Source organism: Desulfospira joergensenii DSM 10085 (genome assembly GCF_000420085.1).
GTDB lineage: Bacteria > Desulfobacterota > Desulfobacteria > Desulfobacterales > Desulfobacteraceae > Desulfospira > Desulfospira joergensenii.
The window spans coordinates 229,713-245,584 of sequence record NZ_ATUG01000001.1; the positions used below are offsets into that span (position 1 = coordinate 229,713).

General features: G+C 50.8%; 16 protein-coding genes. 2 read left to right on the plus strand and 14 right to left on the minus strand.

Going from position 1 to position 15,872, the window contains the following annotated elements; all coding sequences use genetic code 11:
• Positions 1-11 precede the first annotated feature (11 nt).
• The gene (gene wecB, locus F608_RS0101090) at positions 12-1,097 is read right to left on the minus strand and encodes a non-hydrolyzing UDP-N-acetylglucosamine 2-epimerase (RefSeq protein ID WP_022663767.1); all 1,086 of its coding nucleotides are present in this window, start codon (positions 1,095-1,097) and stop codon (positions 12-14) included.
• 530 nt (positions 1,098-1,627) lie between these two features.
• Between wecB and F608_RS0101095 the strand changes: the two genes are divergently transcribed.
• Together F608_RS0101095 and gspF are read left to right on the plus strand one after the other, a co-directional pair.
• The gene (locus F608_RS0101095; RefSeq protein ID WP_022663768.1) at positions 1,628-1,906 is read left to right on the plus strand and encodes a hypothetical protein; all 279 of its coding nucleotides are present in this window, start codon (positions 1,628-1,630) and stop codon (positions 1,904-1,906) included.
• A 150-nt stretch (positions 1,907-2,056) separates the two neighbouring features.
• Positions 2,057-3,292: a type II secretion system inner membrane protein GspF gene (gspF, locus tag F608_RS0101100; protein WP_022663769.1), complete on the plus strand. Its 1,236-nt coding sequence runs from the start codon at positions 2,057-2,059 to the stop codon at positions 3,290-3,292.
• A gap of 41 nt (positions 3,293-3,333) precedes the next feature.
• Here gspF and F608_RS30315 read toward each other — a convergent pair whose 3' ends face one another.
• From F608_RS30315 to gspG, 13 genes are read right to left on the minus strand one after another with little or no spacing between them, the layout of a single operon-like run.
• On the minus strand, positions 3,334-4,281 hold the full coding sequence (locus F608_RS30315) for a tetratricopeptide repeat protein (protein WP_022663770.1): 948 nt from the start codon (positions 4,279-4,281) through the stop codon (positions 3,334-3,336).
• On the minus strand, positions 4,278-4,634 hold the full coding sequence (gene yidD, locus F608_RS35540) for a membrane protein insertion efficiency factor YidD (protein WP_022663771.1): 357 nt from the start codon (positions 4,632-4,634) through the stop codon (positions 4,278-4,280). The genes F608_RS30315 and yidD overlap by 4 nt, the downstream gene beginning before the upstream one ends.
• A gap of 24 nt (positions 4,635-4,658) precedes the next feature.
• The gene (gene gspE, locus F608_RS0101115; protein ID WP_022663772.1) at positions 4,659-6,350 is read right to left on the minus strand and encodes a type II secretion system ATPase GspE; all 1,692 of its coding nucleotides are present in this window, start codon (positions 6,348-6,350) and stop codon (positions 4,659-4,661) included.
• A 43-nt stretch (positions 6,351-6,393) separates the two neighbouring features.
• Positions 6,394-8,397, minus strand: a complete 2,004-nt coding sequence (gene gspD, locus F608_RS30325; protein WP_051148483.1) for a type II secretion system secretin GspD — start codon at positions 8,395-8,397, stop codon at positions 6,394-6,396.
• A gap of 2 nt (positions 8,398-8,399) precedes the next feature.
• Positions 8,400-9,350: a type II secretion system protein N gene (locus F608_RS0101125; protein WP_022663774.1), complete on the minus strand. Its 951-nt coding sequence runs from the start codon at positions 9,348-9,350 to the stop codon at positions 8,400-8,402.
• The gene (gspN, locus tag F608_RS0101130; RefSeq protein WP_022663775.1) at positions 9,347-10,258 is read right to left on the minus strand and encodes a type II secretion system protein GspN; all 912 of its coding nucleotides are present in this window, start codon (positions 10,256-10,258) and stop codon (positions 9,347-9,349) included. The genes F608_RS0101125 and gspN overlap by 4 nt, the downstream gene beginning before the upstream one ends.
• Position 10,259: 1 nt before the next feature.
• A complete protein-coding gene (locus F608_RS0101135; RefSeq protein WP_027362343.1) occupies positions 10,260-10,796 on the minus strand; it encodes a type II secretion system protein M in 537 nt (178 codons plus the stop codon).
• A gap of 6 nt (positions 10,797-10,802) precedes the next feature.
• Positions 10,803-12,218, minus strand: a complete 1,416-nt coding sequence (locus F608_RS0101140; RefSeq protein WP_022663777.1) for a type II secretion system protein L — start codon at positions 12,216-12,218, stop codon at positions 10,803-10,805.
• The gene (locus F608_RS0101145; RefSeq protein ID WP_027362344.1) at positions 12,219-13,358 is read right to left on the minus strand and encodes a type II secretion system minor pseudopilin; all 1,140 of its coding nucleotides are present in this window, start codon (positions 13,356-13,358) and stop codon (positions 12,219-12,221) included.
• Entirely contained in the window at positions 13,351-14,040 is a 690-nt protein-coding gene (locus F608_RS0101150; RefSeq protein ID WP_161626799.1) for a PulJ/GspJ family protein, read from the minus strand. Before F608_RS0101150 ends, F608_RS0101145 begins: the two co-directional genes overlap by 8 nt.
• Positions 14,030-14,464, minus strand: coding sequence for a type IV pilus modification PilV family protein (locus tag F608_RS0101155; RefSeq protein WP_161626800.1), 435 nt, complete (start codon positions 14,462-14,464; stop codon positions 14,030-14,032). The genes F608_RS0101150 and F608_RS0101155 overlap by 11 nt, the downstream gene beginning before the upstream one ends.
• Entirely contained in the window at positions 14,448-15,092 is a 645-nt protein-coding gene (locus F608_RS0101160) for a pilus assembly FimT family protein (protein WP_022663781.1), read from the minus strand. Before F608_RS0101160 ends, F608_RS0101155 begins: the two co-directional genes overlap by 17 nt.
• Positions 15,093-15,096: 4 nt before the next feature.
• A complete protein-coding gene (gene gspG / locus F608_RS0101165) occupies positions 15,097-15,576 on the minus strand; it encodes a type II secretion system major pseudopilin GspG (protein WP_022663782.1) in 480 nt (159 codons plus the stop codon).
• Between the last annotated feature and the right edge of the window lie 296 nt (positions 15,577-15,872).

Consider the following 15,872-nt stretch of genomic DNA (forward strand, 5'->3'; position numbering starts at 1 on the left):
ACCAATTGCATTTATCCGAGGATAATTTCAGTGATTCTTTCGGCTGCATGTCCGTCCCAGAACTCCGGCTTCCGGCCTGTTTTCCACTGACCGGCCATGATCCGTTCAAAGGCATCCAGAATTTTTTTACCGGAGGTACCGACCAGTTCATTGGTTCCCTGGGTGACGGTTATGGGCCGCTCTGTATTTTCGCGAAGGGTCAGGCATGGAATCCCCAGGGCAGTTGTTTCCTCCTGAAGGCCGCCGGAATCCGTTAGGGCCAGCTTCGCATCTTTCCAGAGGTTGAGAAATTCCATATAAGAGAGGGGCCGGGTCAGGGTAATGGCCGGGGGAGGCTGAATACCAAAGGCATCCATGTTTTTCCGGGTCCTGGGATGGATGGGAAAAATCAGGGGAAGGGTTCGGGATATCCGGGCAAGGCAATCAAATATCGCCTCCAGAGTTTCCCGGTGATCGACGTTGGAAGGCCGGTGAAGGGTTACCACACCATATTGGGGATGAGTCGATTTATATTTGCCGGATTCCAGGTTATCTTTGGCCATTTTCTCCAGTTTGGAAAGCTGATAATAGAGGTTATCGATCATTACATGGCCTACAAAATGGATCATTGAATCCGGTTTACCTTCCTTCCTGAGGTTGGCCATGCCCTGCTCTTCAGTAACAAAAAACAGGTCTGAAATGGCGTCTGTTACCATCCGATTGATTTCTTCGGGCATATTCAGGTCAAAACTGCGCAGGCCGGCTTCCACATGGGCCACTTTGATGTGCATTTTCTTGGCAACAATGGAACAGGCCAGGGTAGAGTTGACATCCCCCACAACCATGACCAGATCGGGACTGTCTTTTTCACAGATGGCTTCAAATTCAACCATAATCTTTGCCGTCTGTTCAGAATGGGTTCCCCCGCCCGCCCCCAGATTGTAATCCGGATTCCGGATTCCCAGTTCCTCAAAAAAGACATCGCTCATGTTCTGGTCATAATGCTGGCCCGTGTGAATAATTTTGTATTCGATCTCAGAATTTTGCTCAAATGCCCTTGCAATGGGGGCAATTTTCATAAAATTGGGTCTTGCACCCGCAATCAAAAAAATCTTCATGGTCCACGGTCCTTTTTAAAACGGTTGATAGGGTAAGTTGAAAGAAAACTCGAAAAAGCCTATAGCTCCGCCCTGTCGGCTACATGACCGACCGGCTCTACCTCATGACTTAAACCATCTACCCCTTGAAAAGGCAAGTGATTATTACATAAAATATATATTCGTTTTTGGTTACCCTAGTAACATTTTCATTTTAGGATTACCGAATTGGGAACCATACTTGAAATCTCCATAAAATGCTTGGACTTGTTTGCCAAATCCAAGCATTTATTTGCTATCAAAATCTAAAAGATAACATCGGCAATCGCAGGTATGCCCTCCCGGAACGAAGAGTCCCGTATTCATTCAAGATGGCAGATTTCCCATATACCCATTGAACGGAATGAATTAAAAAACCGGACCTGGGACTTATCCCCGAATTCAACGGTACAACACTCTCAGGCCTGGCTACCTCAGGTTCAATTGGATTTAATACCGCACTTTCAGACCTGCTTGACGCTTACACAATTCCAGATCTGACCCTATTTGAAATGGATGTACTTGGCCTTTTCAACGATATCATTGATGCAGATGAATTCGCCAACCTAACCGAGCCCTGGAAAGGCACCGGAGCCGATCCCAGCACTTATCTATTCCGGGACAATGTCCACCCCACCACCCGGGGCCATTGGTTTTTGGCAGATTATGCGATAAAAGTTCTGTCCACGCCGCTTCGCTCTGGTTTTCTCATGATGGGTGCCGGGATTGTCTGTCTGGTCGGTTTCAGGAGAAAAACCGCCTGGCCCAGCCTTATATTACTTTTTTATTAAAAAAGCACTGCAATAGCCGGCAGTGCTTTTTTTTATTTGGACAACAAAGTTAAATCCGGTATAACTACCTGCAGTCAAGGGAACGCCTGCGGTCAGACGGCAAGGCTTGACAAAAAAGAGGTTTGGCTAATCCATAGGGGAATTTTATCTGTGGCAGTTTTTGAATATAAGGCACTGAATCGGAAGGGAAAGAAAGTATCCGGCATCATCGATGCCGAAAGCGGTTCAGCCGCAAAGGCCAAGCTTCGGAGCCAGTCCATCTTCCCCACCTCCCTGGATAAAATGGATTCTGATTCTTCAGGGGCCAGGGCAAAACCAAAACCTGAATTCTCCGGTTTTGCCGTATTCTCCAAGGTGAGTTCTTCCGAACTTTCCATGATCACTAGGCAGATGTCTACCCTTTTATCCGCAGGGTTTCCCCTGGTCAAGGCCGTGGCCACCCTGGTGCCCCAGGCAAAATCCAAGACCATGTACAAGGTGTTGTCCCGGGTCAAGGATGCCATTGAAGAGGGATCCAGCTTTGCAAAGGCCCTTGCCCTTTATCCCGGCGTTTTTTCCCCCATCTACATTAACATGGTCAATGCCGGAGAATCCTCGGGAACCCTGGAGATCGTTCTGGAGCGGCTGGCCGATTTTACGGAAAACCGGGAGGATTCAAAGAAAAAAATCCAGGCCTCCCTGGCCTATCCCGTGCTCATGTCCCTGATCGGCTTCGGGGTTCTGCTCGTTCTTCTGACCTATGTGGTGCCCGGAATCGTCAATATTTTCTCGGACATGAACCAGACCCTTCCCCTGCCCACGCTCATCCTCATTACTGTGAGTTCCTTTTTCAGATCCTGGTGGTGGCTCATCGTTCTCATGCCCTTTCTATTTTTCCTGATGATCGTCCTGATCCGGAAAAATGAAAAAGGAGCATTTGTCATCGACAAGATATTGATCTCCCTTCCCATTACCGGCAATCTTCTGAAAAAACTGATCGCAGCCCGGTTTACACGGACCCTGGGGTCGTTACTGGACAACGGGGTTCCCATGCTCACGGCCCTGGACATCACCAAGAGCATTGCCGGCAACCGGGTGGTTTACGAACTGATTCTCAAGGCCTCGGACAAGGTTGAACAGGGAGGGGAACTGGGTGAGGTCCTTGGCCGGAGCAAGGAATTTCCCTACCTGGCTTCCCAGATGATCAAAATCGGAGAAACCAGCGGTGAAATGGAGAAAATGCTGGAAAAGACAGCCGATCTTTTTGAAAAAGAAGTCCAGACGGCCATTACAGCCGCCACCTCCCTGATTGAGCCCTTTATCATTCTTGCCATGGGGATCGTGGTGGGGGGGATTATCATGGCAATCTGCCTGCCCATCTTCGAGATCAATCAGCTCATCCAATAAAAGCGGGAGCAGCGAGTAAAGCCTGCTAAAGACTTCACCGATTAAAACTCAAAATCGAACAGCAAACCATACTCATCATGGCCAAGGGCCGGCTTGATGGAAAGGGTTTGGCTAAGGATCTTAACGGTCTGGGCCCGGTTGTGCTTATGGGCTGAAGAGATAGAACCGTAGATGTTCCCCGTGTAAAAGCCGGTTTCAACAAAGCCGATCACACCGGCCAGGGGTTTATTGCCGTCCTCCCAGGCTTTAAAGGTTGCAGCCATGAGGCCGGCATTGATCAGCAAGGTGGTAAGGGCATCCTTGTATCGTCCGCAATAGGCAAAGCCTCCTCCCGGAATGATGGATAGAGTGCCGGCAAGGACAGGATCCTTTTTGGGTGCGCGTTCGGCCTGGTCAATGAGGTCCAGGTATTGTTCGATTCCGTATGCTGCGGCTCCGGAATCGGATATGCTCATGATGGCCTGCTTTGCCTTTCCAAGGGAACCCGGGACCGAGTCTGCGGCCTCTGCCAGAAATATCCGGCCCAGGGAAAGATGAATTCTGTCCCTGGTTGGGGTATCTTCGGCCAGCTTGAGAAAATTCTGAAGCACGATCTGGGCGTATCCCATGTTGCCCATTTTTTCAAATGCCCGGCTCTGGTAAAAATAAGCCTCCCCTGTGACCGGGTCCGGGCTGTCCGCCAGGATGATGGTGTTAAAGATCTTTGCCGCTTCATAGTACTCTTTCATTTCGAACATGCACAGGGCCATATTGAACCGGGCCCGGTCCGCGTCTTTGCTGTCCGGGAAAAAATGAAGAAACCGCCTGAATTCCACCCTGGCGGCTGAATAATCTTTCTCATTTAAAAGTTTGACCGCATATTCATACTGCATGGCCGGGGTGATGACCAGTTCCTTTTCCGATGCATGACCGGGCTGATCCGGCAGCAGCAGAATGAGAAGAAAAAAGAGGCTTCTGATCGGTAGAGACCTGTAAAGAAAAGAGATCATGGGCTTTTTTTCTCTTTAAACCACCAGAAGTCATTGTTCTCCACCGGATCAAAGACCTTTGTCTCCCCCCTGACCCAGACATGCCTTGAGAGCCGGACCTCATCCCTTCCGCACCGGACCAGACGGTCACAGGCCATGATCCAGCCCAGGACAGGTCCATGCTTTTGTATTGCCTTTCCGGCATATTCGGAACAGGTGGGATGCATGGGACACCTTGCCCCGTCAATGGGGGATATATGTTCCTGGTAAAATCGAATGAAAAGATTATCGGCTGAGGCCGGGGCTGCAGACATCAGAAGACCCATCAGGAGAATGTTTATCCTTATCCGAGTATTTTTTGTTTTTTTGTTCATACGCTTCCTGGGTAAGCAAACCCATCACTCCTGGGTAACCCGCAACACCTCACCGATGGATGTCAGCCCCTTGAGTACCTTTGACATGCCGTCCTGCCTCAGGGTGACCATACCGGCTTTCAGGGCAGCGTGCTTGATCTGGTTGGAGTCGGAAGTCTGCAGGACCAGGCTCTTGAGATTATCGTCCATGACCATGATTTCAAAGATGGCTTCCCTGCCGGAATATCCTGTGTTAAAGCATTTTGAACATCCCCTGGGCTTGAACGCCCGGCGGCCGATATACTCCTGGCCCACCCCGTTCAGGGTTTGTATATGGGAGGGCTCGATCTCATACTCCTCCCTGCACTCCTTGCAGAGAAGACGGACCAGGCGCTGGGCAATGACCGCGTTAACCGAAGAGGAAATCAGATAGGGCTCCACCCCCAGGTCCACCAGACGGGTTACGGCCCCGGCTGAATCGTTGGTATGGAGGGTTGAAAAGACAAGGTGACCGGTCAGGGCGGATTGAATGGCGATCTCAGCGGTTTCAAGGTCCCGGATCTCCCCGATCAGGATAATATCCGGGTCCTGGCGGACGATGGACCGCAGTCCCTTGGCAAAGGTAACTCCGGTCTTGGCGTTCACCTGGATCTGGCCGATCCCCTTGAGGTTGTATTCCACAGGGTCCTCAATGGTGATGATGTTCTTATCCGGTGAGTTGATCTCAGTCAGGGCGGCATAAAGACTGGTGGTCTTGCCCGAGCCTGTGGGGCCGGTGACCAGGACGATCCCGTTGTGCTGGCGAATGATCTTATGAATGAGCTGATAATTTTTATCGGAGATCCCGAATTCGGAAAATTCCAGGAAATACCCGGACTTGTTGAGCAGCCTCATGACCAGGCGTTCCCCATAGGCCGTGGGAACAGTGGAAATCCGGATGTCGATTTCCTGATCCCCGATTCTCACCTGGGCCCTGCCGTCCTGGGGCACTCTTTTTTCTGCGATGTTCATCTTGGCCATGACCTTGATCCGGGAAATCAGGGAGGCCTGGACCCCCTTGGGCGGGGTGAGCATTTCATAGAGAATTCCGTCGATCCTGTACCTGACCTTTAGTACATCCTGGAAAGGCTCAATGTGGATGTCACTGGCCCCGGCCTTAACCCCCTGGGAAATCATATGGTTCACCAGCCGGATCACCGGAGCGTCACTGGTGTCGTCCAGAAGATCTGCGGTCTCCTCAAAATCATCAATGATGGTGAACCCGCCTCCCTCCATATCTTCCACCAATTGCTGGGCGCTTTCCCCGGACCGGTCGTACAGGGCGTTGATGGCCGTCAAAATCTGGTTTCTCGGGGCCAGCACAAGAGAGTACCCGCTTAAGTTGAGCAGGGCGGCGATATCATCGACTCCGCTAAGATCGGAAGGATCGTTCACCGCGATAAGGGGTTCTTCCCCGTCCTTTGCCAGGGGGGCCATGCAGTATTTTTTAAGAAAGCTGCGCGGGATATCTCCTGTCCAGTCATCTCTGACATGATCCATGGAAAGAACCGGAATGAACTCAATGGAATACACCTGTGCCACGGCTTCCAGGACCTCGTTCTCCAGGAACAGCTTGGTCTCGATGACCGATTCCATCAGATTTGAAGGATCCCGTTCATAGGCAGCCCTGACCTTTTCCCGGACCTCCTTTGACAGAGGGGTTTTTTCATGGATGATATCCAGCAGATCGTCAATCATATTTTCACCTTGGGGTGGGAGTTGTCTTACCCCGCCCGAGGCCTCACTCCTTTTTATCTTTCCCCAAACGGTTGAGCTTGTCGTAGAGGATGATTTCACCCTTTTTTAGGGAATTGATGTCTTTTCTTTTTTCCTGGTAGATTTTACCGGCTTCCAGGGGATTTTTCACCACTTTTGGAGTCAAAAACACGTAGAGGTTTGTTTTTTCCTTGCCCTCGTTCACGTTCTTGAAGGCCCAGCCTATAACAGGAACGCTTCCCAAACAGGGAGTTTTCGCCTCTGTCACGCTCACGCTTTCGTCGATGAGCCCGCCAATGACGACACTATTGGCATCCTCCACGATAATGGTGGTCTCAATCTGGCGCTTCAGGGTTGTGGGCCGGTCATTGGAGGTTTCTCCGCTGGCCGAGGTCAGCTTGGTCAGTTCCTGGTAGACATTGAGCCGGACCAGCCTGTCCTTGCTGATCTGGGGAGTGATCTTAAGAGTGATGCCCACATCCTTGTACTCATAGGAGCTGTAGGTGTCCGTGCCCGACTCGGCTGCCGAACGGGTCTGGTAGGGAACATTCTTTCCCACGGTAATGGATGCTTCTTCGTTTTCCATGGTCAGAATCTGGGGAGTGGAAATGATGTTCACGTCCTCGTCGCTCTGGTAGGCATTAACCACTGCGGATATATCCGGAAAAGTCACTCCCCCGATGCTGAATTCCTTACCCAGAACCCCCACGGAAAATCCCTTGGCCAGTTTGCCGTCCGAGAGTGAGTTGAGATTGGAGAAACCACTGTCTCCGGTTCCCCCGAAGCCGCCGACAACGGCCCTGTTTCCCCCGTCGAAATCATTCCCGGCCTGCCATTCCGTCCCGATGTTCAGGCCCCGGGTCACATTGACCTCCATGATCAGGCATTCGATATAGACCATGGCCCTCGGGATATCCAGCTTGGAGATGACTTCCTCCAGCACCGGGTAATCCTCCTTATCCGCCATGATGATCAGGCTGTTGGTGGCCTTGTCGGCCAGGATTTTTATACTGGTGGACAGGATCGGGGCTTTTTTCTGGCCCGTTGTCGTTTTCTGACTGCTTTTGTCCGAAGGAATTTCCGTAAGCACCTTGACCAGATCCTCGGCAATGGCATGTTCCAGATAGTAGACACGGATCTTTTCCTCTCCCCGGGGCACTTCCTGGTCCAGCAGGGCAATCAAACTTTTGATCTTCTCCGTTTCAACCTTGCTGGCCAGCAGGATAACGGAATTGGTCCTCTCGTCGGCCACGAACTTAACAGCCATGTCCGTACTCTGCTTGGTTTTTGTTCTCTTGGTCCGGGCCGTGAAGATGGATGAAAGATTCTGGACCATTTTTGAGGCATCGGCATATTGAACGGGAATCACGGATATCTTCTGCCCGATGGACTGGACATCAATGGCTTCCACAATCTTCAGGAGCCGGTCAATGCTCGAAAGGGTGGCCGTAATAATCAGCATATTGGTATCTGCGTAGGAGAGGACAACACTGCCTTTTGGAACCAGGGGGGTGAACAGATTCTTGATCTGATCGGAGCTGGCATATTCCAGGGGCACCAGCCGGGTGACGATCCTGTCATCCAGGCTCCCGGATCTGCCCGGACCGGTCACGATGCGGGTGTCCAGGTTGTCGGCCTTGGCCTTGGGGGTCGGGATAATCTTGATCACCTTACCCGACTCCACCGTGGAAAACCCGTTGATATCGAGGACAGACTGAAAAACTTTATAGGCATCTGCTACGGATATCTTGGTTGGAGAGATAATGGTCACATTCCCCTTTACCCGGGAATCCACCACGAAATTTTTCCCGGTCAGTTTGCTCATGAACTTGATGAACACGTTGATATCCACATTGTTAAAGTCTATGGATACATATTTTGAATTCCCCTGTTCCGGGATTACCGGATCCGCTTCCTGTCCGGATTCCTGTTCCGGCGGATCGGCAGCATAACTGCCCGGGCCGGAAAACCCCGCACAAAGCACAAGTAAAAGAAAAATTGGGAGAACCAATCTTCTGTTAACACACATTATCATTCATCTCCTTTATTGTCCGTATCCTGATCATCTCCATTGTTCCCATCCTGCTCCGGAAGAGATGAAATCACATATTGGCCGTCTTCCACATGGTAAAGGATTTCTTTTTCTTTTCCCCGTCTCAACAGACTTATCTTGGCATTGTCGGCTTCCTTGATCTCCGTATACAGATTCAAGGCATCCTCTGCCGTGACAATGGTTGTCCCGTTGATCTCCTTGATGATATCGCCGTTTCTCAGCCCCACCTGCCTGAAAACGGAATTGGGCCGGATCCCGTAGACCATGAGCCCGTCTGCTTCCCCATCGGAAAAATGGGGTCTTATCTTCACCTGCCTCATCAGGGTGGAAAGTTCATCCGAGCCGGGACCCTCCTGGAACACCCGGCTCAAGGCCGGCGGCACAGGAACGGATTTGGAAGAAGATCCCTTAAACGTCCGGGAGATCCCCTTTCTCTGGGTTTCTTCCATCTCAAGAATCTGATCCTTGCCTTTGTAACGGAGCACAACCGCATGGCGCATGATCTTCTTTAGAGTTGCCTCCTGAACATTGTCTCCGATCTCATACAGGGACTGTTCCCGCTTCTTCTTGTCCTCGATCACGGCAAAGACGGTTTCCCCTCCGGTGACGGTTCCCCACAGAACCAGTTTCAGTTCCGTGGGCTCCAGGTTTTCAGTTGAAATTTCTTCCGGATCCGAATCGGCCGGATTCTGTTTTTCCGCTTCCAGATCGACCTTAAATAGATTTCTTTTAATGATGGCATTATACCGGCTCCGGATCATCCGGCCACCCTTCTCATTCCTGTTCTCTTTGCCGGTCTCTTGGCTGTCCGCCTCGCGGGCAGGGAGCTCAAACCTGTCCGGAAGCATCTTCTTGTACATGATATCGACGCTGAAATATGCCGCGCCCATGACCAGGAGTGCATGTATGATGGCAAATGAAATTTTCATATCCCTATTCTCGGATTCTCCAATGTTCCTTTGATATAAAATTCAATTCCGTTCCTGGAAATATTTCCCGCCCTGGACCGGATGGCGGCCTGATTTGCAAACCTTGCCAAATAAGGGGAATCCGGAAGAATCTTTCCGGTCAGGTTCAACCGGGTTTTTTGGGCAGAGGACGCCAGACGGATATCCCCTTTCAATCTGAGGTTGAGCATTGATCCCCTTCCGGCGCACCGGGTAATAACGAGCCTTTGGGGATACCGGACAAACTCAATGGTAAGACTGGAAAAATCAATCTCCGGGAAATTGATCATATTGAGCCAGGAATTTTCCATATGTGCTGAAAAATTCTCCATGACCAGGGTGCCATGGCCCGGATTCTTTCTTCCGGCCTTACCCTTTAAGGGTTTTGCAGGGGAACCCGGGGGGTCGTCGACTAGGTCCTCATGGTATTCGCCGCTGAGGTCGCAGCTTAAAGTCACCTCTGCCAGGGGAGAGTGATACTTAAATCCGTTGATATTGATTTTTTCCAGAAAAAACTCTGATTCTGAAATTTTAAGAGGATCGAGACTCTTTACCTTTAGATTCCCTTTTACCAGACCTCGGTTCAATTCAGCCCTGACAGTCAATTTTTTTTCACTGCGGAACAGGGACATGGGGCTGAAACCGATCTTAACCCCATCCGGGACAATTTTCAGTTCTTTGTTTAATGAAATTATCGTGTCCTGAAAACTCAAGCCCAAGGGCAGCGCAGGTTTGACGCTACCAACGGCAAACTGTAAATCCGTCCTCCTGCTCTTGAGCATTTCTGTCAGCCGGATACCGGCTTCCCTGCCCGGAAAACAGACAAAGGCAAACCCGATAAAGGCCAGGATGAAGATCAGCAGATAGATCAGCACGGTTTTCCGATTCATTTTAGCTTTTGTCCTCAAGCATCAGGGTTTGGGTTTCGATAACAGCGTCCAGTTTTCTTTCTTCTTTTCCGGCCTTTGTCAATGACAGGGAAGTAATGTCTACGCTGTTCCCGGAGGATTCGATGCGGAGCAGAAAATCCACCAGATCTTTGAGAAAGACCTCTTTGAGTTTGATTTTCACCGTTGCAAGGGAGTGGGAAGACTTTTCCAGCTTTCTGGTAAAGGGTTTCATATTGACGACATTTGTTTTTACCCCGCTCTGTTCTGCCTGGGCATCCAGAAAGGAAAACAGGGAAAACCCTTTTTTCCGCCGGGCCAGATCATCGGCCCGGTGATCCAGAGTTCCGGACAGGCTCTGGAACTGTCTGCGGAGTTGAACCATCTCCTCCAGGGCGATTCTCTTCTGGGCCAGTATCCGCCCGAGGTTTTCCCGGTTCTCCAGAACCGGGGCTACGCCCAGCTGGAACCCGAAAAAGAGTACGGCAAATGCAATCCCAAAGCTTACAATCACTATTTCGCGTCTGGATAGATCCGGCATATGATGTCACATCTCGATTATGAATTTAAAATTGACCCGGTTTCCCTTTTTGTCCGCAGCCGCACTGCTGATCTCCACTGTCTTAAACAGGTCGGAAGATTCTATCCGGCCTTTTATCTTGTCCACATTATTGAAATTGTCCGTTGAACCGGACAGGACAATCCTGCCGTTGTTGAATAAAAATCTTGATATATCCATATCAATGGAGGCATCAATCCTGTCTGAAAGCTCATTCATAATTTGAACCAGCTTGAATGTCCTTTGATCCGAAGCCTTTTTGCCACCTGACCCTGCCTTCTTAGCGGCATTCTTCAGGTTGGCCTTCATCTGGAGATAGGGGTCCTGAACCTTTTTGATTTGTGGAAAGGTTTGGGTGAAAATATCAAGGGCCCGGCTGTCAATAACGGCGATTCTTGCGGCCAGCCTGGCATTGTCCATGGCTGTCCCGGTCATGAACAGGCCGAAGACTGCTGCAAAAAGGATGGCTGCGGCAACCATGGAGCCCAGGTGTTTTTTGACAAAGGAACTCGACCCGTATTCTCCCTGGCAGAAATTGAACAGGTATTTTCCTTTTTTCTGGGGAAGAACAGTGGCCAGCAGCTCCTTTGAACTCAGTTCCGCAACGGTCACCCCGTCCGGATCAAAAACCTTTTCCAAACCAATGACAATGGTCCGGGTCTTTTCAGGATCCCTGTCCGAGCAAACGGAAATCTCAAAAAAACGCCGGTTTCCTGTCCTTTGATTAAACCCGATGACCGCCTGTTTGACCTTGATCGAGATCTCCTGGGCATCCATGCCGGCGGCCGGGAAAGAGCGTAGGCTGCAGGGCCGGCCCTGGAGGATGATTACCAGGCTTACCTCGGTGTCTGTGAGGCTGAGAAAAACCGAATTTTCCTTTTCCCTGTGAATTCCCAGATAGGCCAGGGCCGCGGCATAGCCCCTGGGGGTGATCAGCCTCGGCTGAATGCCCATGGCCTTCAGTTTTTCAGCGTATCCTCTTACCCGGGATTCAAAAATAGAGGCGGTCTGGACCCGGTTGCTCCCTTGCCCCTTTTTTTCACCGGATTTCAGAATGAAAAAATCGGAAATATAATCTTCATTGCTCAGAGGCAAAAGGGATTCCAGCTCAAATCCCAGAACCTGCCGGACCTTTTTTGGGGAAGAAAAAGGAAGATCCACACTCCTGAAACTGATCCAGAGGGAAGAGACCAAAATGGTGGCCTGGGAACAGGAGCTAAGATCCAGGCGGGCGGCGATCAGGTCCATGGCCGTGTCAAAGGCAGATGCCTCCTCGGATGGAGGCAGATCCTCAAACCGGATCCGGCATTCATCCGGGGCCTGGATCTGCCGGGGTCCTTTTCCGGCGACAGCGGCATGAACCCCCAGATCATCCAGCTCGAGACGTAAAAAAGACCTGTCCATTTATTGTATCCTTTCCATCTGCAGGGTCCGGCATGTCCATTTTCCGGATTCTTCGATCTTTTCCCGTTTTAGAACAGCCGCAAGGGTCAGCTGGGCTTCCTTTTCCCTGGCCGTGCACTCTACCCGGAAAATATGGCTGGAATATACAGCTATGCTGTCCAGCCGATCCTGCTCTTTATCTGACAAGGTTATAACCGTCTTATACCACCCCGTGTCAAGGGCGTTCACAAAAACATTTCCCTGTTCGGACCGTTCTTCCCTGAAATCTATTAAATCCAGGGCCATGTCTTCCATGCCCTCGGGAAGGATGGCGGCCAGAACATCCCGGCCTGCCGTATTGATGTTCACCGTTCCGGAAAACCGGTATCCCCCCTGCTCCCCTTTCTCACTGTCCAGCCCGTACACGGTAAAGACATCGTCCAGGGTCTGGGCCTGATCCGGGTTTTCTTCCTCTTCCATGCCCTGTCCGGCTCCAGTGGTTGTAAGGATATCCCTTGTCACCCCTTTGACGCTGAAGAGCTCATCCACATGGTTAAAGGGCGAATTGAAGCATTCATAGGGAGGATCAAGATCCTGGTAGTATTCGGATTCCGCACCGGACAGCCCTGTGATCGCATCATCATCATTTGAATCTAGCCAGTCTTTCATGGAATTGATAATTTCAACCGGATCCCTTTCATCCTTTGTCTTGTCGCTGGAAAACCGGAGCCGGAAAAAATTCTCCAGAATCCGTCTCAGATCGACATTCAATTCGCTCCCGGGGTATTCCCGGACCAGGGCATTGACCTGAATTTTTGAGAGTTCATCCGTGATCTTGATGGTAAGGTTTCCCTGGCTGCCAGTGATTTGAGCGGCAGCCAAAGCCAGTTTGTCCGGGTTTGCCCAGACCTCCTGAATAGAGTCGATTTCATTTTCTTCTGCGTCTGCAATCAGCAGCAGCTTTGCCAGGCTGACGCCTGACAGGGCAAACTGCTCTGCCTGGAACAACTCTTTTTCCTTAAGCCCTCCCATGACAGAGTCACCGGTGAGCTTACCCAGCTGAAGGGCCCCGGCCATGAGTATGGCCACAATGCCCAGGGTCACCACCAGGGCCACGCCCCTTTCATTGTTCAATACTCCTGAATACTTCTGCCTATTCAATGGGCAATCTCCCCGAATCAAGATGGATAAGGGTCTGAAAGACCTGATCTCCCCGGTCCGAGGCAAAGATAATTTTCAAACGGATATCCGAAGGAAAGGCATAATCAAACTCTTTGGTATCGGAATCCCAGTCCCGGTGCTCATCTCCCTCTGCATCAATGTACAGGACTTCAAACCCTGAGATGCCCCGGCAGAGAAGAGGATCCCTGCAGGATTCCACCTGCCCGGGAAAGGGATAAAGGGCATCGGCCCGGAAAAGGTCATATCCCCTGTCCTTGTTTTCCTTGACATAATATCCGATTCTTGCCGCCCCGGATCTTAGATCGCTTCCCACGCCGGCATGGGCCAGGGAGGCAAACACCAGGGACGAGACCGTAAGCTCTCCAACCCTCTCTTCTTTGCCTAGGAAACGGAAGGGGTCCGGGTCGGAGTCAAACCCGGGTTTTTGGTATCTGGGCTCCTGGAGGACAAACAAGGACCTGAGATCCCAATGAATCCGCCTCAGCACATTCCTGACTTTCTCATTGTAGGTCAGGTTGGCCCTGACCTCATCACTCGTGGTTACAAAGGCCTTGAAAGAGGAAAAAAGGGCGGAGATAATTACGAAAAAGATCAAGATGGCAATCATGACCTCCAAAAGCGTGAACCCCCGGTTTCGCTCCCTGACAGCTCTATTCTTCAAGGGCCAGTCTCCAGGTGGTGATTTCATATGTTTGCTGCTCCTGCCTGTCCATGATCTTCAGCCGGATCTTCTTAAACGCCTTATTTTTGTCCTCGTCAATAAAATCCAGGTCATTGAGTACAGATTCGGATATCTCACAGGTCCACTTGTACCCGGGATACAACTCTCCAAAGTCCCCGGAGGTCTTGTTCCAATCTGCCAGGTCCTGCTCCATTTCCGCCAGGACCTGCCCTGCCAGGGCCGGGGCCAGGACGTTGAAACTGCCGGTTCCGGCCAGGCGGATGGTGCCTGACTGCATCCTGAAAAGGGAAACAAATACCAGGGCAATAATGGATACGGCAATCATGACTTCCAAAAGGGTGAAGCCTCCGGTGTTTTCCCTGGCATGTCTGCCCGGAGAAATGGGTTTAGATGCAGTCTTCAAGAAAAACATGGTCATCCAGAAGCTCAACCCTGGAAAGAAAAGGCTCTATTTCCAGGGTTAATTTTTTCCCCTTGTTAATGATATGAATCAGGGCAAAATCAGAATACCCCTGCCTTCTGAATCTGATCCTGTATTCATCGGCCCGGGATCTTCTGATCCCCGGAAATTCAACGTCAAGGATGTCAAGATCCCCGGAAAAGATAAATGCGTTTTCCCGGGCCGCATCCAGAGCCTGTTCATCCATGGAATCGTCACTGACCCAGACCCTGTTCCCTCCGGTTTCCACGTGGAGGATAAGATCCCTGTTCTGTTCAACCGCCCTGTTCTTCAAATCATTCACAAGCCTGGCCACCTGCCCGACCTGGGTATTGGAACCGGAAAACAAATCCATATTCCTGAACACGGGCAGGGAAAACAGGAGCAGGCCCGAAACAATGCTGATCACCACGATCAGCTCCACCAGGGTAAACCCATGTTCGATTTTTTCTGATCGTTTTAAGGCAATCCCCTGCCTGGAAAAAGGTGAGCCCGGAAACAGGGTACAGGAGATTTTACGACCGGAGTCTAACCAGGCAGGTCTGAAGGTTTTGCAGCACCGCCGCAGGCGGGTGGCTGTTCTTCCACACACAAGTCTATTCAAGTTCCCAGCTGTTTATATCCTTGTTTTTTCCCTCGCCGCCCGGTGCACCGTCCGCTCCGTAGCTGATCAAGTCATAGTCGTCATGGACACCCGGGGACAGATAGAGATACTCCTTTCCCCAGGGGTCTTTGGGGACCCTTTTCTTTTCCAGGTACCCCTTTTCATTCCAATTGGAAGGAATGGGCTCGGTGGAGGGCTTCTCAATCAGTGCCAGAAGTCCCTGCTCCGTGGTGGGATAGGAACCGCTGTCCAGCTTATAAAGCTTAAGTGCGGTGTCCAGGGAGGCGATGTCCACCTTGGCCTTGACAATTTTTGCATCGTCTGTCCGCCCCATGAACCTGGGGGCGATATAGGTGGCCAGAATTCCCAGGATAACCACGACCACCATGAGTTCAAGAAAAGAGAACCCCTTCTCATCTGCGCAGCCTGGAAAGAGTTTGACTTTCTTTGGTTTAAAACCCTTGTCAATCATGACAAATTACTCCGAATCTTTAAATTGATCATCTAAAATGTCTTACCACTATTTATCTGGCAAGTAAAGAAGAGCAGATGGTCGAAAAACACCGGACAGCGGCAAATCCTTTTAATGATTTCCGGCAGTTTCACTAAATCAGGACCTGCTTTGCTAACCAAAGACTCATATATTAAAAAATCGTGTGATACATGCACCACCTCCCCATAGAATACGGTTTGACTCAATCGGCAACCCGGTTGTTCGGCCTGGAAGGCAAAAGAACCGAGGCTTTCCATCCTGTTTTACCTCAGATG